The following is a 24,722-nucleotide window of genomic DNA, read 5'->3' on the forward strand; positions in this document are numbered from 1 at the left end:
AATTGTTGATAAATAATCGTCTATTGCGCTGGAACTGTAAATCGTGGCTAACCCAGGAAGGTTGAGATGAAAGCTTTCAATGTTATCCTAATTTTTTTAGGATGTTGGTTTTTTCTAAGCGGAGGTAATTTGGATGATAGAGTGCTAAGCTCTATCCAGCTATACTCGGCCATGTTAGTAATTCTGTTGTTTTTTGCAATATGTGTTTTCTTTAGTGGCATTAGCTTTCATATTGGAATGCTGCTTTTTCCTGCTTTTTTCTTATATATTTATTTAGTAAATCTCTTCTTTGGTGGCGGGGGCGGCAGTGTCGTAAAGGTGGTGGTTTTTACTCTTGTCGTAATGATGGCTTGTTTTATAGCTAATAAGCTTACTGTAATTGAATTTGTTGAAACACTAGTTATTGCGCTGTTCTTGTTGCTTATTGCTAACATCGTTGTTTCGTCATTTTTTCCAGGGATAGGCTTGGAGCTAGGTAAGTTTAGGGGTGATTGGAAAGGTATTTTTGATCAGAAAAATGCCTTGGGTCGGCTTTCCTCTTTGTTAATTGCGTCGTCAATACTGCTCATGCTATGCAGTAAAGATAAAAGCGTTCGAATCTATACTGGATTAGTGTTGATATCGGCTGTTATGGTGGCTATTAATGCTGGTTCTCGCACAGGCTTGGCAACAGGTGTGCTTGTGGCGCTGCTGTCGATTTTATTCTATCTCGTCTATTATGTTCTCAACGATAATTTTGTTCATAAAAAAGTTTTTGTAATGCTTCTCTTTTTAGAGATGCTGTTATGCTTTTATTTGGTTGTTTCCAACATGGAGGTTGTCGATTTATATACCAATGAGGATGGTGTAAGTATTTTTGGAAATTTCTTTTCTCTAACTGGTCGCCTGACGATTTGGGATTTTGTAATAGAGCATGCCAAGGGCGTGCATTTCTGGTTTGGTTATGGGCTTGACAATTTCTGGACTTTTGAAAGATTTTCTTTGATCGGACCTATGGAAGGCATGGGCGATTTTTATCCTGAGGATAGTCATAACGGTTATATAGATGTATTGGTTCAGGGTGGGGGTATTGGTATTGCCCTATATTTGTCTATTTTCATTCTCGTAATAAAAAGTTTATTCGGCTCTAAGTTGAGCTTTGCAGAGTATGCCACTGCGTTTACGTTTATCATGCTTTTCTTGTTTTCGAACCTGACAGAGTCTTATACGACGAAATCCACTAATATTGTTAATTTCCTTTTCGTATACTCTGTTGCTTTTCTTCTTCTGCGTTCCGCGCCCTTGCATGCGAAAGGAGTAATTACGATCCAACCATTTGCCTATGCTAAAAAGTTATATATAAGCGGAGTAGCGCGAAAATGACTTTTAAGAAGAGTTACGTCAAAAAGGGGATCATTTTTTCAGAGCGATATCCTCCCCAAATAATTTTCCCTATCCTGGATATCCTTATCGTTATCCTATCAGGCTCAGTTGCTTACGTTTCAAGATTTGGCACCTTTGAGCTGCACGAGCGATATGTATTAGCACTCGCCTGCATATCGTTGATGATTGTCGTGATCAATAGCTCGACCGGTAGCTATAAAAGATGGCGTGTATCGTCTACGTTTCACATTGTTAGCAAATTGTTAATGGTTTGGTTAGTGGTCGGTGTTATTTCCGCTTCTCTGATTTATTTTGCACATGCGGCTGACCGCTATTCAAGGTTGTGGGTAGGGCTCACGCTCGTTCTTTCTTTCTTATTGGCGGCTGGTGCGCGCTCGCTCGTGCAGTATGGGCTGCGTAGAATTCGCATTAGAGGTGGTGCCCGTCGTCCCATTTTTTTGATTGGCCCCGGCAGCAATGTACTTCATGTTGCTAAAGGAATGCGTTCGGCCTCTTGGGAGGGGCATTCCATCGCCGGCGTTGAGCGCTTACATAGTATGCCGACTATGGCGCAGCTTGAAAAAATAGCTGAACGAATCAGTGCTTCTAATGCTTCTGAAGTTTGGATCTGCGCACCATTGGAAATGGGCGAGATGGTGCATAATATCTTTTATGTGCTAAGGAATCATACTGAAGAGATTCGCTTAATTCCTGACTTTAAAGATATGCGGCTGCTTAATCATCGTACCAGCGAAGTGGCTGGTCACTTGGCGATTGACTTGAGCGTTTCGCCCATTAACGGTGTGGCGCGAGTCGTCAAGCGTACGGAGGATATTCTTTTCGGTGCTGCGATTACGCTGATGATTTTACCTATCTGCTTACTTATTGTCTTGATGATAAAAGTTACCTCGCCAGGCCCCGTTCTCTTTAAGCAGTATAGAACAGGCTCAAATGGTAAGGTGTTTAAAGTCTATAAATTCAGGTCTATGAAAGTGCATCAAGAGGAGGGCGGGTCGGTTACTCAGGCTCGAAAGAGCGATGATCGTATAACGCCGATTGGTGCTTTTTTGCGAAGGACATCTCTAGATGAGCTTCCTCAGTTTTATAATGTTTTACAAGGTCGTATGTCTATTGTAGGCCCCCGCCCCCACGCGCTAGCGCACAATGAATATTATAAGGAGCTTGTTGAGTCCTATATGCGTAGACATAAAGTCAAACCCGGTATCACAGGCTGGGCGCAAGTAAATGGGTTGCGAGGTGAGACCGAGACCCTAGAAAAAATGCAGCGTCGAGTTGAATATGATCTGTGGTATATCGATAACTGGTCGCTGTGGTTTGATGTAAGAATTATTTTTATGACTGTTTTCAAAGGCTTTAAGCATTCAAATGCTTACTGACGAGCGGGTTATATGATTTTATTAACAGGCGGTACCGGTTATATCGGTTCGCACATAGCAGTAGAGCTGCTTCAGGCTGGTCATGAAGTGGTGATTTTGGACGACCTGTCTAACAGCAACGAATCTGTGATTGGTCGCATTAAGAATATCACGCAGCGCGATGTCCTTTTCTATCATGGTGATATACGTGATGTTTCTCTGTTAGATTCTATATTTCAAAATCACCTTATTGAATCAGTGATTCACTGTGCAGGATTAAAAGCAGTTGGCGAGAGTGTTAAAAACCCTTTAGCTTACTATGACGTAAATGTTTACGGCAGTATTTGTTTATGTTCCGCTATGCAGAAAGCAGGAGTTAAGCGGCTCTTATTTAGTTCTTCTGCGACTGTTTATGGTGTAGATGCTGAGCCACCTTATATCGAAACAATGGCAAGGGGCGTTTCGAGTAGCCCCTATGGCACCTCCAAGGGCATGGTGGAACAGTTGCTGGAAGATCTTTCCGCGAGTGACCCTCAGTGGTCGGTGGGCCTTTTGCGCTATTTCAATCCTATTGGGGCGCACCCTTCGGGCTATATCGGTGAGCTTCCCCAGGGCACTCCTAATAATTTAATGCCCTATATTAGCCAGGTCGCGGCGGGAACATTGCCGGAACTCTCAATCTATGGTGATGACTATGCCACTGATGATGGTACCTGTGTGCGTGACTATTTACATGTAGTCGATTTAGCCATAGGGCATAGAGTGGCTTTAAAGGTGCTAGATAGCCCAGGCGTTCATTGTTACAACCTCGGCGCGGGAAGCGGTATATCGGTTAAGCAAATGGTGGATGCCTTTGTAGCCTCAACAGGCGTTGAAGTCCCTCATCGCTACGCTCCTCGGCGAGAAGGCGATTTAGCAGCTTTTTGGGCTAGTGCCAGCAAAGTCGAGCGTGATTTAGGATGGCGACCCGTTAAAACGCTCGAGGATATGATGATCGATACGTGGCGTTGGCAGCAATTCTCAAATAAGGCATAGCAAGGCAGCTAAGTTTTGGCTGTGATTGCTTGTTGGTATGTACCGTAAGGAATTTTGATGAGAGACCATCCATGAGTGCCTCTACGATGAGTGTACAAGCGCGTTTTCCTGAGTTTTACACTAGCGTTGCCGTTTTCCTGTTCGGTGCGATCGCGCTGGTCATTCCTAGCGGTTATTCAGTGGGAGCAGTGTTGCTGCTGTTAGGCGGGCTTGGTCTGCTGTTTACCATGCGCGTTCCGCGTTTCTCAAAGGGAGATGCTTGGATAGTGGGCGCTGTTTTGGCCTATGCGCTCGTTGCGTTAGCAGAGGTTTGGTGGGATGGCCAGGGTAGTCGAGGGCTAGATAAGCCAAGTCGTTTTATTTTAGCGATACCTGCGCTTTGGTGGGTGCTGCGCTTCCCGCCTAGGCGAGCTTTTCTATGGAGTGGTCTTGCTGTTGGTGCCATTGCCGCGGGTAGCTGGGCAGGATGGCAAAAGTTATTTGAAGGCGTGGATCGGGCCCAGGGATACACGTATGTAATTCAATTTGGCAACCTTAGCATGCTGCTTGGCGTCATGTGCTTAGCAGGACTTGGGTGGGCCACTGTGCAGCGACATCGCCACGTGTGGGTGTGCTTTTTAATGCTAGGGGCGCTAGCAGGCATTCTTGGATCTTTGTTCTCAGGTAGCCGAGGCGGCTGGGTGGGTTTCCCTATTGTTTTATTAGTGCTTTACCGCGCCTATGGCAGAAATCTGTCCGTCAGGCTAAAAACGGCGGTGGTAGCGGCTGTTATTGTAGGCGCTATCGTTGTGTATGCCGTGCCGCAAATAGGTGTGCAAGGGCGTGTTCACGAAGCATTTAATGATGTCAGTCTTTATATTTCCGGTGAGAACCGCACGACATCAGTAGGCGCGCGTTTTGAAATGTGGCGTGGGGCGGCGCATCTTATCCAAGAAAAGCCGCTACTTGGTTGGGGATACAACGGCTACAAGAACGAGATGCTAGCATTATCCGACCAAGGCTTCATATCACGTGAAATAGGTGAGTATGGCCATGCACACAATGAGTTCATTGATGCTTTTGCTAAGCGTGGCCTGCTAGGGCTGGCAGTCCTGATTGCGCTTTATTTAATCCCGTTAAGGCTGTTTTCAAAAGGGCTCACTGCGAATGGTTTATCAGACCGAGCGTTAGCAACGGCGGGTGTATTATTGCCCGTAACATATATCGATTTTGGTTTGTCGCAGGTGTTTATGACCCATAATAGCGGCGTCATGATATATGCCTTTTTGTTGGCAATTTTGTGGGGTATTCATTCAGGAAGGCTAAGGCGCTTACCAATGAAAGAGAACCATTCGTAAAGAAAGCGTTCCTATTCAGCAGGCCATAGACAGCCGATCATTGAAAAATGGTCGGTTTTTCTTTCTCTGAAGGGTTAGTGTTTTCATAATTTAAATGAGTGTCAGTACAACTGCTGTCGATGTGGAGGCGGTGGCAGTAATCCTCTACAATGGTAGCCTGGTGTGAACATAGTGCACCACCCCATTCAACCGCACAGATCGAGTAGGGCAAGGGAATATGCCCGTTTCAATCCCTGGGCGGTAGCGTGCCTTTCATCTGGAATCAATTATGCCAATATCCCAACGTTCATTTGTATCGCCAGCGCGCATGCTGCTGACAGCACTGAGTGTGGTCGCTATAAGTGGCTGTGCTACAAGCTACCCTTCTGGTAGTAATCAGCAAGAAGCGCGATACGTCCTGAATAATGATGCGGCGACGTTATTAGAAAACGAAAGCCTCAATAATTTTCTCTCGCAAGCACCGGCCAGTGGAGTTCTTAACGTGGCGCGCAGCCCGTGGGGTGATAACGTCGAGATTATTGCTGATGAGTCTTACTTAGCTGCCAGCGGGCGTGAATGCCGTAAGCTTCGCGTAGTTGCAGCAGGAGGCAGTGCTAACAGCGCTCTTGTCTGTGCAACGCCCAACGGCTGGGTAAATCAACGCGTAGTGACGCAGATAGGCATGCAAACAGTTGAAGGGCGCTATTAATGTTCAAGCAAACCGCAGCAATCGTGTCTATTACTTTTTTAAGCGCGGTCATGGGCGGCGCAGCCTGGGCGCAGTCTCTTAGCCTGTCCGATACTATTTTACCGTCTGAGAGTAGTCAGCAAGGGGGGGCACAGCAGCAAGACGAAGTGAACGATACGCCTCGTGCAGATTGGCGCAGCGGTACTTATGGCCCTGTGACGTTGCCGCTGCAAGATACCGATACTTTGCCGCCATTTGGCGCTAATCTATTTACTGGCGGCTTTCGTGGCGCCATGGGCGATGGCCTTAACCCAGACTACCGCATTAAACCCGGCGACCAAGTCACCGTCCGTGCCTGGGGGGCGTTTGAGTTTGACCGCGTGCTACCGGTAGATGCTCAGGGCAATATCTTTATTCCTGGTTCTGGCCCGATAAATGTAGAAGGGCAAAGCAGCCAGGAAGTGGATAACAGCGTCCGCAGTGCTATTACCTCCGTCTATCCGGATAACGTAGAGGTCTATACAAATCTGCAAGGCGTGCAGCCAGTTGCGGTATACGTAACGGGCTATGTAGAAAATCCTGGCCGCTATGCAGGTACGCCCAACGACTCGTTGCTGTATTTCCTTGATCAGTCCGGGGGGATTGACCAAGACCTTGGTAGCTATCGCCAAGTGAGGGTGGTGCGTGATGACCGCACCGTTGCAACCGTTGACCTATATGACTTTCTAATCGATGGCATCATTGCCCGCCCGCAGTTCCAAGATGGCGACACCATTGTGGTAGAAGAGCGTGGCCCCGCGATTGCAGTAGGCGGTGACGTGCATCGTGCCCACCGTTATGAGTTGGTCGGCAATCAGCTAAGCGGTGCTGAGCTAATTAATTTGGCACGACTTAAAAGCGGCGTTTCCCACGTACTACTCCGCGGCGACCGTGAAGATGGGCCCATTGCTCAGTACTTCCCCATCGACATGTTCTACGGCCAAATGATTCGTAGTGGCGATGAAGTGCTATTCAGCGCAGACCAGCGTAGCGAGACTATCGTTGTGGAAGTGGAAGGCAGCTACTACGGGCCATCACGCTATGCACTGCCACGCAATGCGCGTTTAAGTGAGTTACTGGACGCTATAGCTGTGCCGGAAAACATGACCGCAGTAGAAAGTGTTTCTCTACAGCGTGAAAGCGTGCGCCAGCAGCAAGCCGAGGCCCTTGAAGACAGCTTACGGCGCTTAGAAACTACCTACTTGGGCGCAGAGTCGCGGACCGATGAAGAGGCGAAAATCCGCCTGCAAGAAGCCGAATTGATAGAGCGTTTTATCTCAAGGGCTCGCGACCTAGAGCCCAGCGGCCGACTGGTTGTAGCTAACAGTGACGGTATCTCTGATATACGCCTGCAGGATGGTGATGTCATTACCATTCCTGAAATAAGTGATTCCGTACTTATCAGTGGTGAAATCCTGGTGCCCCAAGCCGTTGTTTACCGTCCCGGCATGAGCGTGATCGATTACGTCCAAGGCGCTGGCGGCTTTACTGTGCGCGCTGATGAAGACCAAATTTTATTGGTCCGCCAGAACGGTGCAGTCGAGCATGCCAGCAATTCACCGCTACGGCCGGGTGATGAGATTTTGGTGATGCCTGCCGCACCCATACATAATCTGCAGCTAGCGGCTACGCTAACCCGAATACTTTTCCAAATCGCTGTGACAACTCGAGTCGCTTTAGATCTGTAAAAAAGGAAATAGTGAGGTGTGAGGGAGTCAATACCTCACACCTCACACCTCACACCTCACTCCTTTACAAAGTAGCGCTATGGAAAATATAAGCAGTGAGCCACGGCGTGCCCGCACACCGTGGCAAGTAACCCGTAGTGTGTGGTATGCCATGTTCGTGCGTGAAGCCCTTTCCAGAACGATGGGTGACCGCATGGGATGGTTTTGGATGATTTTTGAGCCAGTCGCATTCGTCGGTATTATGATTGCTGTACGAAGTTTTATACGTGGTGACCGGCTTGTTGTTAATGCTGAGTTTATACCCTGGCTAATTGCTGGCCTGCTTGGGTTTGGGTTGGTACGTGAGGGCATGATGCGTGGTATGGGCGCGATAGATGGCAACAAATCATTATTTGCTTATCGTCAAGTGCAGCCCATCGATCCAGTCCTGGTACGTGGCTTTCTTGAAGGGGCGTTACGAAGTTTTGTATTCCTCATTTTTATTGGCGGTGGGCTAATGTTGGGGTTGGATATGTATCCCGATAATGCCATAAGAGTCTTGGCAGCTTGGTTATCACTTTGGAGTTTAGGTTTGGGTTTGGGGCTCGTCACCTCTGTTGCAGCAACTCTAGTGCCAGAAGTGGGCAAAGTGATTCGTATGCTCTCGCTGCCGCTAATGATTTTATCTGGGGTGATTATGCCACTCAATAGTCTTCCTCACTGGCTGCTAAAATACCTCATGCTGAACCCTATTCCCCATGGTTTAGAAACTCTTCGTCTTGGTTTTTTTGAGGATTATCAAGTGGTTCACGGAACTAGCATGCTCTATTTCTGGCTGTTTACATTCACCCTTATTGCCCTGGGGCTGTTAATGCACCTGCGCTTTATTGATCGCTTAAAGGCAAAATAATCCATGCAACGTTCTATAGGTAGTTTTGTAAAAAAGTCGCCGCACTGGGCCGTGGCTGCTATCGCCATTATTTTAGTTTCGTTTTACTGGTTTGTATGGGCAGAGGAGCGTTATGTTTCGCGTGCCACGGTGGTGCTGGAAAGCCCGCAAGTGGCGGCCCCTGAAATTAGCCTGTCATCAATAATGGGAGGCGGCGCTGGTAATACTAAAGATCTCTTGTTGCTGCGTGAGCACTTATTGTCAGTGGATATGCTGCGCCTCCTAGACGAAGACCTAAACATCCGAGAGCACTACACCGAACACGGCGATATTTTCGCAAGGCTATATGATCGAGACGCGCCGATTGAAGACCTGCATAAATACTATCTACGCCGCGTAAATATAGAGCTCGATGAGTACGCAGGTGTTCTTAATATTTCTGTACAGGGTTATACACCAGAGTTTGCCCATCAAATGACCACGCTGCTACTGCAAGCTGGCGAAGACCATATGAATGAAATGGGTCATCGTCTAGCCGAAGAGCAGGTCCACTTTTTAGAGCAGCAAATGGTGCGACTCGATGAGCGCTTTAAAGAAACCCGTGCCGCCTTGCTGGCGTACCAAAATGAGTTTGGTCTAGTCTCGCCCACTGATACCGTGGCAAGTATTAATCAGGTGGTGTCAACACTTGAAGCTGACTTGGCACGCTTCCAGGCGCAGCGTAACGCACTCGCCAGTTTCCAAAGCGAACAATCACCAGAGTTGCGCCAAGTTGAGCGTAATATCACCGCGCTACGCGACCAAATTATTGAACAACGTGATCGTATAGCACAGGCATCGGGTGGCTCGCTGAACAGTGTTTCTGCTGAATATGAAACGCTAGAACTGCAAGCACAGTTTGCTCAGGAAACCTACTCCAGCGCACTTGCTGCGCTAGAAAATACTCGCTTAGAAGCCGCTCGCCAGCTTAAGCAGGTAAGCGTACTGCAAAGCCCACTGCTGCCGGAATATCCCACAGAACCAAACCGGCTCTACAACAGCAGCGTCTTCGCCATCATTGCCATCTTCCTTGCCTTTATCTTCAGTATGCTGCTCATGATTATTAAAGATCACCGAGACTAAAAAGGAGCGATCTTTCGTAGCCTCATGCTCGATATTCTTCATCATGGTGGCGCTATCGGTGTGACCGGTAGCTGCCACCAGTTAATACTGAATAACGAACACTCTCTCCTTGTTGATTGTGGTCTCTTTCAGGGAAAAGATGCCGCTAAAGATAGCTTCGAACAGCTAAAAATTGAATTCGATATCTCAACGGTTAAAGCCCTGATCATCACCCATGTGCATATTGATCATGTAGGGCGACTGCCCTATTTACTAGCGGCTGGTTTCACAGGTCCGATTATTTGCTCAGAGCCTTCTGCCACGCTATTGCCCCTTGTGATTGAAGATGCGCTAAAAATAGGCTTTACCCGCGATGCGAAACTGATCAATCGCTTTCAGGAACAGTTAAGGCAGCAGGTTGTTAGCGTGCCCTATGGCAAGTGGCACAGTGTTGCCTTTGACAATGTAGGAATAACGCGCGTAAAGCTGAAGCGGGCAGGGCACATTTTAGGCTCTTGTTACGCTGAAGTGGCTTATCAGGATGCCGTTACCGGTGAAAAAGAGCGCGTTGTATTCTCTGGTGACTTGGGTGCGCCTCATGCGCCATTGTTGCCTGCGCCACAATCGCCTTACGGTTGTGATCAGCTAGTGCTAGAAAGCACCTACGGTAACCGCACTCACCCTGATCGCCGCCAGCGCCAGGCGGTATTAAAGAATGCGATAGAAACCGCGCTCGTTAACGGCGGTACCGTGATGGTGCCAGCTTTCAGCATAGGCCGCACGCAAGAGCTTCTTTATGAGTTAGAAACCATTATTCATCATGCGCACTCATCGCGCTGGGCCTCACTAGAAATCATTGTGGACTCGCCGCTAGCTGCACGCTTTACCAAGGTATATCGTGAGCTAAAACCTTACTGGGATAAAGAAGCCCAACGCCGCCTGCGCAGTGGTCGTCACCCGCTTAACTTTGCGAATCTCTACACCGTTGATAGTCACGCAGAACATGAGCAAACTGTCGAGTACTTAGCCAAAACAGGCCGGCCAGCAGTGGTGATTGCTGCTAGTGGTATGTGTGCAGGCGGGCGCATTATGAATTACCTGAAAGCCATGCTAGGTGATGTACGCCACCAAGTGTTGTTTGTTGGATATCAAGGCACAGGTACTCCAGGGCGCGATATTCAGAAATACGGCCCGCAAGGCGGGTGGGTCGATATCGATGGGCAACGCATTGATATAAGAGCCGGCGTTGCCTCGGTCAGTGGTTACTCCGCCCATGCAGACCAAAAGAATCTGCTCGACTTCGTAAAGCGTATGCGCCGTTGGCCCCACACTATCCGCCTAGTACACGGTGAACAAACCGCCCGCGCAGCACTCAAAGAAGAGCTCGAAAGCCTCTATCAGCGAAAAGGCAGGAGTGTGACGGTGAGGTGTTAAGTGTTAGAAATGAAGGTCACTCCTAACAGGCGCAGCGTTCATCCCCTAGCCATCACTAAGAATGCAAATGATTGAAATTCGCAGTCTCTACAAGCGCTACCATAACCATCACGGTAGCGACTGGGTATTGAAAGATATCAATCTCACCATCCCACCCAAGGTCAGCGTTGGCCTGATAGGTGCAAACGGTGCAGGCAAGTCGACCTTGCTGCGCTTAATAGCAGGTATGGATAAGCCTGAAAGAGGTGAGGTGATTCGCCATACCAAAGTTTCCTGGCCAGTTGGGCTTTCAGGAGGCATGCAGCAAAACATGACTGCCAGGCAAAACGTAAAGTTTGTGGCCCGTGTTCATGGCAGCTCCAGTGAAGATGTAAAACGCGTTATCAAATATGTTGAAGACTTCGCTGAGATAGGCAAAGCCTTTGATGAGCCAGTAAGAACATTTTCATCGGGGATGCGCGCTCGTATCTCATTTGGACTATCGCTAGCGTTTGATTTTGACGTTTACATCTCAGATGAAGCCACTGCGGTGGGCGATAAAAACTTTAAAGCCAAAGCAAAAGCCGCCTTTCGAGAAAAGACCGGAAAAGCCAGTCTGATTATGGTCTCGCATAGCGAGGGAATACTTAGGGAGCTATGCCAGGCAGGCATCTTTATCAACAAGGGCGAAGCCACTTGGTTTGACAAAATCGACGATGCAATTGAAGCCTACCACCAGGCATATGGTTTGGGAGAGTCTGAAAAACTTAAGCAAACGCGACAAGACCTGCTCACCGCTAGGAAAAATTTCAGGGCAGCCAAAGCAATTTATAAAGAAGCCAGTGAAAGCAACGGCGTGCCACCCAAAGAGTTAATTGAATTAAAACGTGATGTGAATGCCAAGCTTAAAATATTACGGACACATAAGGCAGCACTTAAAGCTCTTCAAGAAGCCAACGACGACGAATGAATTTTTTACAGATGGCTATTAAACATGCTCCCAACACATAAAGACAGTATTGCGCACGCCGATGACATCGCCTCTCTACACGCTTGGAAAAACTTCACTCTCAGGTTCTGGGAAGAAAATGCGCCAACTCACAACGAAGAGCAGAGCCGTCAGCTGTTTCACAATGGGTTCTACAGAAGCCGAGCAGCCCTGTACGACTTAACGGAAAATGACCTTAACGCCTATTTAAGCGACTACCAGATACATAGACTTCAATCGATAAATAAAACATATCAAACGGTTCTGTCAAACAGAGTTTTATGTAGCCATGTAATGGCAAATTACTTTGAAGTGGAAAAGAACTACTGCCTTATCACAAAAAGTGGGGTCCAGTGGTTAGAGCCACCATGGTGGAAAGACGAAACCACATTTCCAGAGACAGTGCAGATACACTCTTTAGATCCGGGTAGCTACGGGCCCTATAGGACAGTCAAATTAAGCAAGCATAGTAGCTCTCTAGAATTTCAAAAAACATTCATTGAACAGTTAGCTAGCGAAGCGCAAGAAACTGACGAGACATTAATCATTGCTGCTGCACCTACGCAGCATCGCTGGCTAACCGCGGTAAGCCCTTACGGCTATCATTTGCTTCATGTATTACTGGTGCGCGAATCGAACGATGGCCTTCCTGAAATAGCGGCTGCCAGCTTGACGATAGGAAATAGTGAAACCCACGCCAGCTCTCCGGCGAAAGTGGAAGATGGTGCGCTTAGCGCCAGCATTACTCCTCAAACAGGGCTTATAACGGCATGCCTTACACTTGCGCAACAACATAAAGTAGAAAGCTGTTTACAACATCCCGAAACAGGCCAGTCCCTAATAGGTGAGTACTTGCCAAATTGGGAGGCTATTAAAGCAGCGCTGCTTAAATTTTTTGATGAGTCATCATACTTGCACATTTGCAGTTTAAGCTTTGTAGTAACTGAGACAGGGTTATCTTTTTTTGGAACCAACACGGATGCAATGGCGGCACATCAAATGCACCAACCACTACTTGAGCACCCCGGCATTGCCGACCATGTGAATAAGGTCAGTGGTTAGCTATGCCTGCGCAACTAATTGCAACACTATTCAAAACGCTTCAATGGCGCCTTAAAGAGAAGCTAGGCTACCAGGAGGCTAAGATTCGGGCAGAAATTGAGCAAAGCGGATACTTTCATTCAGAATGGTATCTGGCTAATTACCCTGAGCTGCTGAACGAACCAAGTGCCGTAAAGGATCCGTTAGGCTATTTCTTGGCGGCTGGTATATCGCAAATGCACAACCCTGGGCCTGGGTTTCATACTCAGTGGTACCTGGATGAGTACGACGATGTCCGGGAAGCTTCAAGTAATCCACTGCTGCATTATTTACGCTTTGGTCGCCATGAAGACCGCCGATCGACTCCCTTTTTAGGGGGAGTACAAAGCATGCTGTACAGCCAGGGCAGTGCTCAGCACCATCGAGTTATTTACAAAACACGCAGAAGCGCAGATCTAAGCCACATTGGCCGCATTAAAAGACTGGATAACCAAAATAGCGTCGAGGCATGGCGAGAATTTAGCCTAGCCTTTAGGGCGCAGCAAGGAAAACTCATCCAGCAAGAGGCCGAGTACCTACATAATCGTGGTTTTCTACCTAGTCGAAAAAGGCTCTATAAGTTGCCTGGTACACGGGTAGATGCCTATATCAGCGATTTGCAGGTTAACCTCCTAGCCCAGACGAATGGCCCCATGCAGTCCGTGCTGGAAGATACTGAACTCCAGTGGCAGCTTTACAACCACCGCTTGCCCATGATGCCGAAACAAGAGCAACCTACCGGCGTGAGACTTAAAGTCATTTTAATGTTAGACCCCGCGGGTGCTGGATTGGTACCGCTTTCAGTAGTGGCTACCAAAAAAGCTACTGCCGCTACGATGGGCATGGCCTCAAGTATGGAGCTATCGCCCAACAGTGGCCGTACCCGAAGTGTAGCTCGCTTTAACACAGGTGGTGGTGTTGTAGTCCCTAGCAAGCCTCTTCCCTGGAAGAGATATGGCTATAAAGCAGCATGGCAACAAGCACAGAAGAACATTATTTTCCCTATTCAAAAAGAATCACTTTACTCATTTATTCAAGTAGATATGGATATTTCTACACCGAAGGCGCGATTGATCCGCTTAACCGGCACTGCTTCAGTAGAAGACTTCCAAGTACATGGCCCATTAATGCAAACCCAAGCAGCCATCGACTTCATGCGTGAGTTTGGAATATGAACCCTAACACCACCTTTTGGGCCCCCAAGCATACCCCTAAGCTAATTTCTACTGATCAAGTTATGTTAGCTACTGTCGACACAATGCTACCGAAAGACCACCACAAACGTCTGATGGAGAGCCTTAAGGAAACGGAGCAGCTAGCATTACTAAAACGCTTTACGCTCGACTTCCATGCTGATCCAGATCTAGACACCCTAAGCGAAGAAGAGGCTTTGTTCCTCTACGAGCGCGGTTTTCTACCTGAAAAAGTACGGCTGTATGGGCTCAACCACGACAACATCGACAGGTATCTCAGTGATGTTCAACGTTGGTTGACTCGCTTGGTAAATGGCCCCTATAGCATTGTTTTTAATAATAAAATATTGTTTGACCAAGTGTTCGGTCAGTATTGCAACGTGCCGCGTACCGTAGCAGTATGCCGGCAGGGAAGGGTAATATCCCACACCAAGTTATGGCAACAGATCGAAGCCGGTGAAGCAGGCCCGCTAATGCTAGTGGCTAAACCCTTGGGCGGTGGTGGCGGCGGAAGTGTCTACTTTATACGTATAGACAAGCGCCACGCCGTGATAGAAACCAACGATGCGATTAATCCACGTTTCAGCGTGAAATCAGAAGCGCTTGGTGACGTATTCAGTCGTCAGGGGGTGCCATTTATTGTTAATGAATATGTACAGCAAGGAGAGTTTTCTAAACGACTTTATCCACTCACAGTTAATACTGTGCGTGCTTTAGTGGTTCGTGATGAAAATACTGGGGAACCATATTTAGTACGCGCTGTATTAAGAGTGGGTAATAGTGAGTCTTACCCAATCGATAATTTTTCGTTGGGTGGACTCAGCATAGAAGTGAATAATGAAACAGGGGAGTTAGGCCACGCAGTGGCAGCAGCAGGCCGGTTCACCGGTCAGCGATGGGTGACGCATCCAGATACTGGAGAAAGAATCACAGGTGCTTACATTCCTAACTGGCAGGTATATAAAAACAAACTACTAAGCTTGTTCTATAAATTGCCTTATTTGAAGTACTGTGGCTTTGATTTAATACTGCAAGATGATGGCTTTGTAGTATTAGAGGGGAATAGCTATAGCCAAGTAAGACTTTTTCAGATGCATGAACCACTATTTAGTAATGAGCTTGTCGTTGAACTGTATGCTAAGTATGGGATTGTTGTTAAGCGGTAATTGTTATTTATATGGCATCTTGTCGAGTTGCTAACTAAACCCTACTAGAGGTGATTGTGTGAAAATATGTAATGCGGAAGTAGTTCTTTTAAAAAATATTCCTTTAACTCGTTCAGAGCGTGAGGACAGTGGACAAGAAGGGCCAGCAAGAAAGTCGAGTGAATACTCGATTTTTATTAGAATTACAGGGGATTATGACGGAGTTCCTTTAGTAGGGCTGGGTGAAGCAAGGCCTACAAGTGCCAGCAATGAGACATTGAAAAGCACCTTGCGCTATTCTCGCAAAATGGCAAGGCGTCTCGTTGGTAAACAGCTGGATTTAACGTCGCAAGCGCCTGCTGAGCACGTTCATGACGTGGTACATGAGGTGGTAAGCGATATCTTTGGTATGGGTGGCAATGTAGCAAGGCAACGACGCCCAAGCCCTTCCGTTTGCTTTGCCGCCGAATGTGCATTACTAGATTTAATTGCCAAAAACCGTGGTATTAATGTTGCGCAATTAACCAGCTCAGAAGCGCCGGTAAGTGTTGAGCGTAACGTATTCAACGAGCCTCTCAAAAAACTAGAAGGGCTACAGAGTTCTATTGCCAAAGGTAAGCAAGTAAGTGGTTGGCTTCGTCGTGGTAAACGTATTAGTGGAAAAGATGCCAGTGCCCTAGTGAATTCACTTCTTTCCTCTCTTTCAGAACGCACTCACGACCTTAAAGGCATTATACTTAACGCAGGTCAGCGTTGGTCTTCAGAAGAATGGAGCGATTTCTGCGATGGCGTTACCCTCACGGGCTTAGCTGCTAAACAAAATGTCGCGATTATTGTTGAAGACCCTTTCCATGAAGATTCCGATGCTTTTTATCAACAAGCATTTTCCAAAATGGAAGGCACCCCGCTGCGTATTATGCTGTCTAAGCCAGTGTGGGGCAGCGAATCTATCAGCCACTTAGCAGTTTACCTGCCCCATGTGGAACTGAAAATCGTTCCTCAAAAAGCAGGTGGCTACCATCAAGTGCTGGAAGCTGAAAAAGAGGCTGAGCGCTTAGGCTTCAAGGGCGGGATTTATCTTGCAGGCGTTGCGGGTACTACCAATTTCAATAGCATTGCTATGGTATCGCTAGCAAGTGCCATGCGTTTTAACCGCTATTTCTCGACCTCCTTCAAAAAAGAAGGCAAAACGCGGTTAGTGTACCCTTACGTTACGCTTGAAAATAACCAGTTACAGGTTCCAGAAGGCCCTGGTTTTGCAACCAACTTATGTCGTTCAGGGGTGCGTAAGCGTTCAATCGAGCTTTACGCGTTTAGTGCTGAAGGGCGCACCAACAAGCGCGAAGTACGCAAAGCACTACTCGATAGTACCTATGATGATCGGTTCATTGATCGCGAGCTAGCCGAACAAGAGCGTTACAGCTACTCTGACATAGCGCTTGAAGCCACCCCCAACTCGACTCGATAATGGTGTTGTAAATGTCGCCAGACCTCTTCTATGTTACACGCATTGAGCTAATTGCCTATGACAAGCCATATAATGAACCTGTTGCACATGATGTTCTGACAAATGGTGACAAACAGGTCAACTTCTACCTTAAAGTGGCCGTTACTGGTGCAGGGGAGGAGCGCGTTGCGGCTATTGAAGGGGGGCTGGGGCAGCGTACCGGTAAACCGATGGCTGCCCGTTACTGGGACTATCTGGAGACAGTAGCGTCGCGCTTGATGGGAAGCCAGTTAACGTCGGAAATAGTACACAGCGGTAGCGTGCCCAGTGCTGCAAGGCAATGGGTAGAGGCTACCGATGGCCTGATTGATAACGCTGGAATCAGTGACAAGCACCAGTGGGGCAAAATACAGTCTGCGGTCACTGGTACTTACAAACTGTTAGGAAAGGTGTTCGAAGCGTTAGCACAACAAGGGGCGGCTGAGAAAGCTGCCTCCGATACTACGCTGATTGAGGCTCTGTTCCATAGGGCAGAAAATGTTCTATATCTGCCCGAAGGAGCGCCGCCAACATACACCTATCAGCCCACGATCAAAGGTACGCCCCAAACCCCTTCAGAGCCCCTCCCACCTAATAGCTCTAACGACACGGTGCTTATGCTTCCACTCGGAACGATGGATGCCAAAAGCCATTTGATGGAGCGCGAGTGCGTACGCCAGGGTTACAATATTCTGCGTACGGGTAAAGGTGTTTTTACGGCGGATAACAAAGGGCAACGGTTCTATTTCAAGCTAAGCCGTTCACCGTTGGTGAGCATCGACGCTATTTCGCTGTGTACCCATAAAGAAGCCACTCGCGAATTTCTAGCACCGTTAGGCTTTCCGGTTCCTCGTGGGAGAATGTTTCCTCCCGGTGACTACGCGAATGCCACAAAATTTGCCAACCTGATTGGCTACCCGGTGGTTGTTAAGCCAGCAACAGGCGTACGCGGTATTGGCGTAGTTCCAAACATTACTAGCGACACCGAACTAAAAAGCGCTTTCCATGTGCTTGAAAGCAGTAAGCTAGGCCATGATGACTTTATCGTAGAAAAGCACATATTCGGCGAAGACTATCGAATTATGGTTATTGGAGGCACGGTGCGTGCCGCGACCCTCAGGGCACCTGCCAATGTAACCGGCGATGGAAAACATAATATTGCCGAATTGATACTCATCAAAAATCGTTATCGCCAAAACATTCCGCACCTGAAATCACGTCCCATCGTATTCAGTGAAGCCACTCATTATCAGCTGAATAAACAGGGGCTTACGCTGCATAGCGTACCAACGGCGGGTAAGCCGGTTATACTGTCGGGCTCGTGCAACCTCTCCCAAGGAGGCGACAGCGTCAATATTCTTCATGAAATGCATCCAAGCATAATCAAGGTCGCGGAAGACGCCGTCAAAGCAGTGCCAGGGCTTGATTATTGCGGCATTGATTTCTTGATTGAAGACCACCGCAAACCCGTTGGCGAGACCGATATCGGTATCTGCGAACTGAATGCCCACGCGGCGATTGGCACGGCGTGTTACACCATGTTTGGTGAACCGGTAAACGTGCCAAGAGACGCGATTGAAGAAGTGCTGATCAAGAATAAGCTGCCGCTCAGGCCATTGCCTGAAGATAAGATGGCTGTAAAAGTAAATATTCGCGGCAAAGTCACTGGTGTTGGTTACCGTAAGTGGCTTGCACGTCACGCACAGCGCAGTGGCCTAACCGGTTACGTGAAAAACGTAGGGCCAAGAGAGGTGGAAACAGTGTTGCAAGGATCGCTAGTCGGGATTACCGCGCTAACCACCGCGTGTATTCGTGGACCATCTGAAGCGCTGCCAACGTCGGTTCGCACAACGCATCTCGATGTGACCCACCTCGATGAATTCACTCTTATTCCCTGAAGGCTAACCCGTGATGGATGCAAGTCTCGATAACTTCACAAATTTACTTGAACAGTTGCCCAGCATTACGAAAGAAGGATTGTTAGTGCATGCGTTGCGTATGCCCAACAGTGCGCAATCATTACTGCTTCCCCGTCAGTTGGCCTACTACTACCAGCAAATACCCACGCCAGAAGCCGGGGCGGAAAACGTTAAGCCCAGTGGTTATGTGTGTGGTGTTAGTGGCCGTAACCTGTTGCCCGAAGTTAACTTCTGCCAGGACATTCGCGCATGGCGTGCCAGGTTAGAACGAGCAGGGGTGAAAGTCGTTAAAGCCGCCTCGTTTTCGGGCCGATCAATACGTGACCACGTTCGGTACGCGCGAAAGATTGGTTACCCCGTTGTGCTTAAGCCCGTCATACGTAACACGTTATTTGAAGAGTACATCAAAGACATTAAAAACGATGCTGAACTGGAATTTCTGTTCAGGCAGTCCCGTGAGCTCAAAAAGCAAAAAGCCAGTGATTTATCGGCATCGCCTTACGCCATGACACGGCTTTCCGAAGACCACATTGACGAGCATGGCCGCAAATTCCTGCCGTTAAGTGTGCGCTATATGGTTGAAAAGCAGCAGGAAGGCCAGCAGTTACGGCTAATAATGGCCTTTGGCAACGTCGTCGCGGTACTTACCAAGCCGGCAGGCGCCAAGCAATGGCAGCAAAGCGCTGATCTTCATGAAAGCTATCACGGCGTTGGCCGCAAAGTAGCAAAAGTACTTCAGGGAATGGACTTCCTGCGGATTGACTTAATCGTCGACAACCCCGCATCGCCTGCAAGCGACGACAACCATGTGGTCATCGCGGTGTCTGAACACCTTAAATGCTATAAACTCATCACAGATCATTTTGATACCGCGCAAGCCATTTTAGAGCAGGTAGCAGAATGCAAAATGCCAGACTTAGCAAAGGAAGCCACTATACATGTAGAGCTTTCAGGGGTGAGTAACGGTCAGCGATTAAAGAAAGAACTAGCCGACGTTGCCAACATGCTAGCGCTAACGCTAAAACTGGATGAGTTGGATGAAGTGATCGGGCGAGTTCACTTCGAACTAAGCGGCCCCTCCTGGGCGCTAGCTAGCCTAACGTGGATTTATGCAAATGGGTTGGGTATAAAGGAAGTGCCAACTAGCGTTTGTTGCCGATAAAATTTGATGAATGGGTTTAACTTAAAATGACGAAGTCTTTCAAAATTACGATCTGTGGTGATACTAGTCTCGGTTATTATTACCTTGAGAAAAGCAAAAATAAATATCCTGAAGCATACTCGCGTTTACAAAATAATCCGTTCTCTTTTTTTGAAGGAGTCACTCCCTTATTAGAGGGTAGTGACGAAGTGATTATTAATTTAGAAACTGTCTTGACTAAGAACCCTGGTGAGCCTATTGAAGGAAAGGAGTACCCCGGGTTTGATGATCCCGACGTCACAGTTGAAATTCTAAAAAAATTAGGCACGACAGCGGTAACACTGGCCAATAATCATGCTATGGATTTTGGTGAAGATAAGCTTATTGAAATGATAGATTTTTTGCATGCTAATGGAATAGCGACAATAGGGGCTGGTCGAAATAGCGATGAAGCAAGGGAGCCTTATGTAATTGCAATGCCAGATAACGGTCAAAAAGTTTATATACTTAATGGCATGAGAGCGCGCAAGCGTTATATAGAGTACGGTTTTTTTGCGACTAAAAATAAGCCTGGTATTGCTAGCACTAACATAGGTGCAATGAAAAGAGCTATCGATAAGATTAGGAGTCAAGATAAAACAGCGCAAATTATAGTTATTCCACACTGGCAAGGTGCCGACTATAAAGACGTAAACGAAAATCATATTAAATGGTGTCGCGATGTAATTGAGCTTGGAGCTGATGCTGTTGTTGGACACGGAACACATAAAAGAGACGGATTTATAGAAGTGAAAGGTAAGCCTGTTTACCTTTCCATTGGGAATTTTGTTTTTAATTCGCCGGGCCGTTACAGTGCATTGGAAGCAGAGCCATCAAGCATGGTTGTTTCATTTGAATGTGCTAATAATGAAATTAACCCTAATCATAATTTTATATTTTCGGACAATAAACAGTCTGATTTTAATGTTCATTCTATTGAAGACGATGCTTCTAGTGCTGCTTTAAACTCAAAAGATAAAGTCAACATGAATATTTCAGACTTTATGCAACAGCTTTTTCCTGGCGGCGGCTATGAGGTCAGGGGGAATAAAAACGCTTTGTTCTCTGGCTTTGATATTGCAATGGTCAGGCATTGTGAAAATTTATTTTATATACTTGCGGATCAGAGCTGTCCAAAAAAACTTTTTAACAGACAGAAAAGTATCGGTGTAGAAAAGCTGGTTAAGAAGGCAATCTCTAAAGGTTTTAATCGATTCGTTGTTCCAAGTGAATACAGTGATATATTTGTAAATTTCCCAGAAGTGGAAAGTTTGGTAGTAGTTGAAAAGACCTGGCCTTTTTTTATTAATGCTTCAAGGCATATAAGAAAAAATTCTGATTGTAAGATTTTTGCTGTTACAGGCTCTGCAGGAAAAACATCAACTTGTGAAATGTTAAAAACTGTGTTGAGTAAATGGCATGGTGACGACCTTTACGTAGCAGAAGGAGTAAATCGAAATTTATTTCGTGATTCTGTTTCAACGCTATCGCGGCTTAGTGGGTATGAAGCGGCAATTCTAGAGGTTTCAGCTTCTAATCAGTTTAAAAAGAATAGATTCTTCATATCGCCAAATGTAGCTATTTTTACCGCTCTATCTGAAGCTCATACTGAATATCTTGGCAGTTTGAGTGATATTGCTAAGACAAAATCCACATTGTTTCAAGATATGCCGGCCAATGGCCGTGTAGTGATTAATTTAGATATGCCATGCTCAGATATCGTGCACAAGATTGCTAAAAAATTTGCTGATGAAGTAATTACGTATGGTGAGACTGAGGCTGCGGATGTTCGATTGCTGCACCATGATTTAGCAAAAGGTATCGCTGAAGTATCTTATTTTGGTGAAAAGATCTTTTTTGAAACAAATTTATTAGCTAAGCATATGCTGTTAAATGTAATTGCCGTAATAACAGCATTAAGTGAAAAAAGCTCAGATTGGAAAGTTGTTTCAAAGGAATTAGAAAATTTTGCTCCATCTAAAGGAAGAGGGGCTGTGCATGAAGTGATTTTGAAAGGGAAGAGCCTGACTTTAGTTGATGAGTCATATAATGCTAACTTGGCTTCAGTAAAAGCTAGCTTAGATAGTCTTTCTAATTACTTGCCTAAGTTTAATGGAAGGCGTTTGGCAGTTATTGGCGATATGCTAGAGCTTGGAGATATGTCGCTAGATCTTCACAAACAGCTAGGTGTTTTAATCAATGAATCAAGCGTTGATAAAGTTATTCTGGTTGGTGAAGAGGTTGTAGAAGCTTGGCGAGAATTGCCTTCGAATAGAAAAATCGGATTATTGCCTAACTGCAAAAATTTGTTGCAGGTTCTTGATGAAAATACTTTAGATGGGGACGTTGTTTTGTTTAAAGCCTCAAATGGTATAGGGCTTGGGAAAGTTGTAGATGATATGGTCTGACTTTAGGCTGTTGGCTTATATGTTTCTGATTTTTATCTTATCACTTAAAGCTGTGAATTTTTGAGGCAGGTATGCAGACAAGAGAGCTTTTAAAAAGTTGCTCCAGCGTGATTGGGGCATCTGCGAGTGATGTTCAATTTTGCGGTGTTGATTATAGGTTGAGTAGGCTTAGCCCAGGAATGTTCTTTATCATTATGGATGACTCTTGGCCTTTGAAATCTAAGAAAAGATATCGTCAATACGGTAAAAGCGCAACCGAACTTATAGGTGAAGCACGTAAGATCGGGGTGAGTAAGTTTGTTATAAACTCCGATGCCTTTGTGGTGTCAGACTTTGTAGATTCGGAATTTATAAAAGTAACTGATACAAACAGATTTTTCTACGAAATTGCATCGGCTTGTAATGAAATATCATTAACCACGAAAATTGCTATTACAGGTTCGGCTGGAAAGTCAACAACTAAGGATATGGTTAGTCTATTATTAGATGATGAAGGAAAAAGCGAGCAACTATTTGTAGCGAGGCCATCAGAGAATATTCGTCCTACGATACTGTCGCAGTTAACTCAACTAAATGGCTATGATTATGCTGTTTTAGAAGTGGCTGGTTCATGTTTTATTTATTTTGAGAGAGAGCGGTTTAGTTTAGCTCCTGAAGTAGCAATTATTACTTCCATATCTGAGGGCCATTTAGATTACTTAGGCACGTTAAAAGGTGTTGCTGAGCACAAAGCAAAAATATTTTCTGGTATGTCCAAGAGTGGTTTCGCTGTAATAAACCTTGACACGCCGTTCAGTGACCTGTTGGTTGAAAAAGCTACGCAAGCTGGTGCAAGCGTTGTAGGTTATGGTTCATCTGAAGTTGCTGATGTACAGCTTATAGATTATGAATATTCTAGTGGTTTGGTGACAGCAAAATTCTTTGATGAAACTATTTCTTATAAATTGGGAGCACGTGGTAAGCACATGGCTCTTAATAGTATTGCCGCTGTGGTCGCAATTAAGCTTAGCGGATGTAAGGGCTGGAAGTCACGGATAAACTACCTTGAGAAGTTTTTTGCTTTAAGTGGTAGAGGAGAGATTTCTAAGATTACTATTAAAGACAAAAAAATTACCGTCATTGATGAAGCTTATAACGCGAATCCTGTTTCTATGGAGTCTGCTCTTCAGATGCTTAGTGAAATTTCACCTGATGAAGAAGGTAGAAGAATAGTTGTGCTAGGGGATATGATGGAGCTTGGTGGAGAAGCTGAGTCTCTTCATGCTAAGCTGCTTGATTCAGTTTTATCATCAAAAGCTGATAAGGTTTATCTTGTTGGCGATTATATGCAACACCTTTGGGTCAAGCTCCCAAAAAATATTAAGGGTGCACTATTCCCAACGATAGAAGGTTTTTATCGTTTTTTAAGGCCGAGCCTTAAGGATGGCGACGTTGTGCTGTTTAAGTCTTCTAATAGCACGCGATTAAATGTTGTTGTGAAAAAGCTAAAACAAGCTGGTTTATAAGGAGTTATTATGTCTAAGTCACTATCTCGTGTTGCTGTGTTGATGGGGGGGATCTCTGCGGAAAGAGAAGTCTCTCTTAAAAGTGGTACTGCTATTCTGAATGCCTTGCTGCGTTCTGGTGTTGACGCTTTTGGTATTGATGTACAAAAAAATGCAGTACAGCAGTTGTTAGAAGCTGAGTTTGATGTTGCCTTTGTCGCGCTTCATGGCCGCGGGGGCGAAGATGGCTGTATTCAAGGTGTTTTAGAATGGCTTGGTAAACCCTACACCGGCAGTGGTGTAATGGCATCCGCTATTGGCATGGATAAGTATAAGACCAAACAAGTGTGGTCTATGGGAGGTTTGTATACGCCTAAATCTACGCTTCTTCACTCTAAAGAGGAATTAGATAGGGTTTGTGGCACTTTTACGTTTCCCGTGATGGTTAAGCCAATTCATGAAGGTTCTAGCATCGGTATTGTAAAAGCAAAAGATCAAAATGAGCTGATTGAAGCTTATCAGGATGCTTTGCAATACGATAAGCTGGTAATGGTAGAGGAGTTTGTTAAAGGTAACGAATATACAGTTGCGGTAGTTTCTGGTGAGGCGCTGCCCGTAATTGGTATGGTTCCTTCCAATGATTTTTATGATTACGAAGCGAAATATCAGTCTTCAGGTACAGTTTACAACTTACCCTGTGGCCTTGAGCCTGCAACCGAAGAACGCCTCAAAGTGCTATCAAAGAAAGCCTATGAAATGATTGGCTGTGAAGGCTGGGGTCGTGTAGACGTTATTGTCGACGATTCAGGCATGCCATGGCTAATTGAAATTAATACTTGCCCAGGTATGACTGAACGTAGTCTAGTTCCTCAAGCTGCTAAGCACGCAGGCACAGATTTTGATACTTTGGTTATGTCGATTCTTGAAACTGCGAGCCTAAAGGCCCTTTAAGT

General features: G+C 46.2%; 19 protein-coding genes. All 19 read left to right on the forward strand.

What is annotated here, in order from left to right; genetic code table 11:
- Positions 1 to 66 precede the first annotated feature (66 nt).
- The 19 genes from ACT3TF_RS04675 (at position 67) to ACT3TF_RS04765 (ending at position 24,720) form a co-directional block, all read left to right on the forward strand.
- Positions 67 to 1,362: an O-antigen ligase family protein gene (locus ACT3TF_RS04675; protein ID WP_193062328.1), complete on the forward strand. Its 1,296-nt coding sequence runs from the start codon at positions 67 to 69 to the stop codon at positions 1,360 to 1,362.
- Positions 1,359 to 2,759, forward strand: a complete 1,401-nt coding sequence (locus ACT3TF_RS04680; RefSeq protein ID WP_444671671.1) for an undecaprenyl-phosphate glucose phosphotransferase — start codon at positions 1,359 to 1,361, stop codon at positions 2,757 to 2,759. The genes ACT3TF_RS04675 and ACT3TF_RS04680 overlap by 4 nt, the downstream gene beginning before the upstream one ends.
- 12 nt (positions 2,760 to 2,771) lie before the next feature.
- Entirely contained in the window at positions 2,772 to 3,773 is a 1,002-nt protein-coding gene (galE, locus tag ACT3TF_RS04685) for a UDP-glucose 4-epimerase GalE (RefSeq protein WP_192535860.1), read from the forward strand.
- A 71-nt stretch (positions 3,774 to 3,844) separates the two neighbouring features.
- Complete coding sequence (locus ACT3TF_RS04690) at positions 3,845 to 5,110, forward strand: O-antigen ligase family protein (protein WP_192535861.1); 1,266 nt, start codon at positions 3,845 to 3,847, stop codon at positions 5,108 to 5,110.
- Positions 5,111 to 5,378: 268 nt separating this feature from the next.
- Complete coding sequence (locus ACT3TF_RS04695; RefSeq protein WP_192535862.1) at positions 5,379 to 5,798, forward strand: DVU3141 family protein; 420 nt, start codon at positions 5,379 to 5,381, stop codon at positions 5,796 to 5,798.
- A gap of 50 nt (positions 5,799 to 5,848) precedes the next feature.
- Positions 5,849 to 7,504 (forward strand): polysaccharide biosynthesis/export family protein, encoded by a 1,656-nt coding sequence (locus ACT3TF_RS04700; RefSeq protein ID WP_444671770.1) that lies wholly within the window; start codon positions 5,849 to 5,851, stop codon positions 7,502 to 7,504.
- Between the two features lie 79 nt (positions 7,505 to 7,583).
- Positions 7,584 to 8,393, forward strand: coding sequence for an ABC transporter permease (locus tag ACT3TF_RS04705; protein ID WP_193062330.1), 810 nt, complete (start codon positions 7,584 to 7,586; stop codon positions 8,391 to 8,393).
- Between the two features lie 3 nt (positions 8,394 to 8,396).
- A complete protein-coding gene (locus tag ACT3TF_RS04710; protein ID WP_193062332.1) occupies positions 8,397 to 9,494 on the forward strand; it encodes a chain-length determining protein in 1,098 nt (365 codons plus the stop codon).
- Between the two features lie 24 nt (positions 9,495 to 9,518).
- Positions 9,519 to 10,907 carry an MBL fold metallo-hydrolase gene (locus ACT3TF_RS04715; RefSeq protein ID WP_444671672.1) on the forward strand — a complete coding sequence of 463 codons (1,389 nt, stop codon included), beginning with the start codon at positions 9,519 to 9,521 and terminating at the stop codon, positions 10,905 to 10,907.
- A gap of 67 nt (positions 10,908 to 10,974) precedes the next feature.
- On the forward strand, positions 10,975 to 11,856 hold the full coding sequence (locus ACT3TF_RS04720; RefSeq protein WP_444624324.1) for an ABC transporter ATP-binding protein: 882 nt from the start codon (positions 10,975 to 10,977) through the stop codon (positions 11,854 to 11,856).
- 24 nt (positions 11,857 to 11,880) lie between these two features.
- Positions 11,881 to 12,936 carry a sugar-transfer associated ATP-grasp domain-containing protein gene (locus ACT3TF_RS04725; protein WP_444624323.1) on the forward strand — a complete coding sequence of 352 codons (1,056 nt, stop codon included), beginning with the start codon at positions 11,881 to 11,883 and terminating at the stop codon, positions 12,934 to 12,936.
- A 2-nt stretch (positions 12,937 to 12,938) separates the two neighbouring features.
- Positions 12,939 to 14,129 (forward strand): hypothetical protein, encoded by a 1,191-nt coding sequence (locus ACT3TF_RS04730; protein ID WP_444671673.1) that lies wholly within the window; start codon positions 12,939 to 12,941, stop codon positions 14,127 to 14,129.
- Positions 14,126 to 15,313 (forward strand): sugar-transfer associated ATP-grasp domain-containing protein, encoded by a 1,188-nt coding sequence (locus ACT3TF_RS04735; RefSeq protein WP_444671674.1) that lies wholly within the window; start codon positions 14,126 to 14,128, stop codon positions 15,311 to 15,313. Before ACT3TF_RS04730 ends, ACT3TF_RS04735 begins: the two co-directional genes overlap by 4 nt.
- 58 nt (positions 15,314 to 15,371) lie before the next feature.
- The gene (locus ACT3TF_RS04740) at positions 15,372 to 16,760 is read left to right on the forward strand and encodes a hypothetical protein (protein WP_444671675.1); all 1,389 of its coding nucleotides are present in this window, start codon (positions 15,372 to 15,374) and stop codon (positions 16,758 to 16,760) included.
- 11 nt (positions 16,761 to 16,771) lie between these two features.
- Complete coding sequence (locus ACT3TF_RS04745) at positions 16,772 to 18,676, forward strand: acylphosphatase (RefSeq protein WP_444671676.1); 1,905 nt, start codon at positions 16,772 to 16,774, stop codon at positions 18,674 to 18,676.
- Between the two features lie 10 nt (positions 18,677 to 18,686).
- On the forward strand, positions 18,687 to 19,859 hold the full coding sequence (locus ACT3TF_RS04750; RefSeq protein ID WP_444671677.1) for a hypothetical protein: 1,173 nt from the start codon (positions 18,687 to 18,689) through the stop codon (positions 19,857 to 19,859).
- Between the two features lie 26 nt (positions 19,860 to 19,885).
- Complete coding sequence (locus ACT3TF_RS04755) at positions 19,886 to 22,285, forward strand: CapA family protein (RefSeq protein WP_444671678.1); 2,400 nt, start codon at positions 19,886 to 19,888, stop codon at positions 22,283 to 22,285.
- A 71-nt stretch (positions 22,286 to 22,356) separates the two neighbouring features.
- Positions 22,357 to 23,790, forward strand: a complete 1,434-nt coding sequence (locus ACT3TF_RS04760) for a UDP-N-acetylmuramoyl-tripeptide--D-alanyl-D-alanine ligase (protein ID WP_444671679.1) — start codon at positions 22,357 to 22,359, stop codon at positions 23,788 to 23,790.
- A gap of 9 nt (positions 23,791 to 23,799) precedes the next feature.
- Positions 23,800 to 24,720, forward strand: a complete 921-nt coding sequence (locus ACT3TF_RS04765) for a D-alanine--D-alanine ligase (RefSeq protein WP_444671680.1) — start codon at positions 23,800 to 23,802, stop codon at positions 24,718 to 24,720.
- Positions 24,721 to 24,722: the final 2 nt, after the last annotated feature.

The organism is Halomonas sp. AOP25-F1-15 (genome assembly GCF_052378675.1).
GTDB classification, from domain to species: Bacteria; Pseudomonadota; Gammaproteobacteria; order Pseudomonadales; family Halomonadaceae; genus Vreelandella; species Vreelandella casei.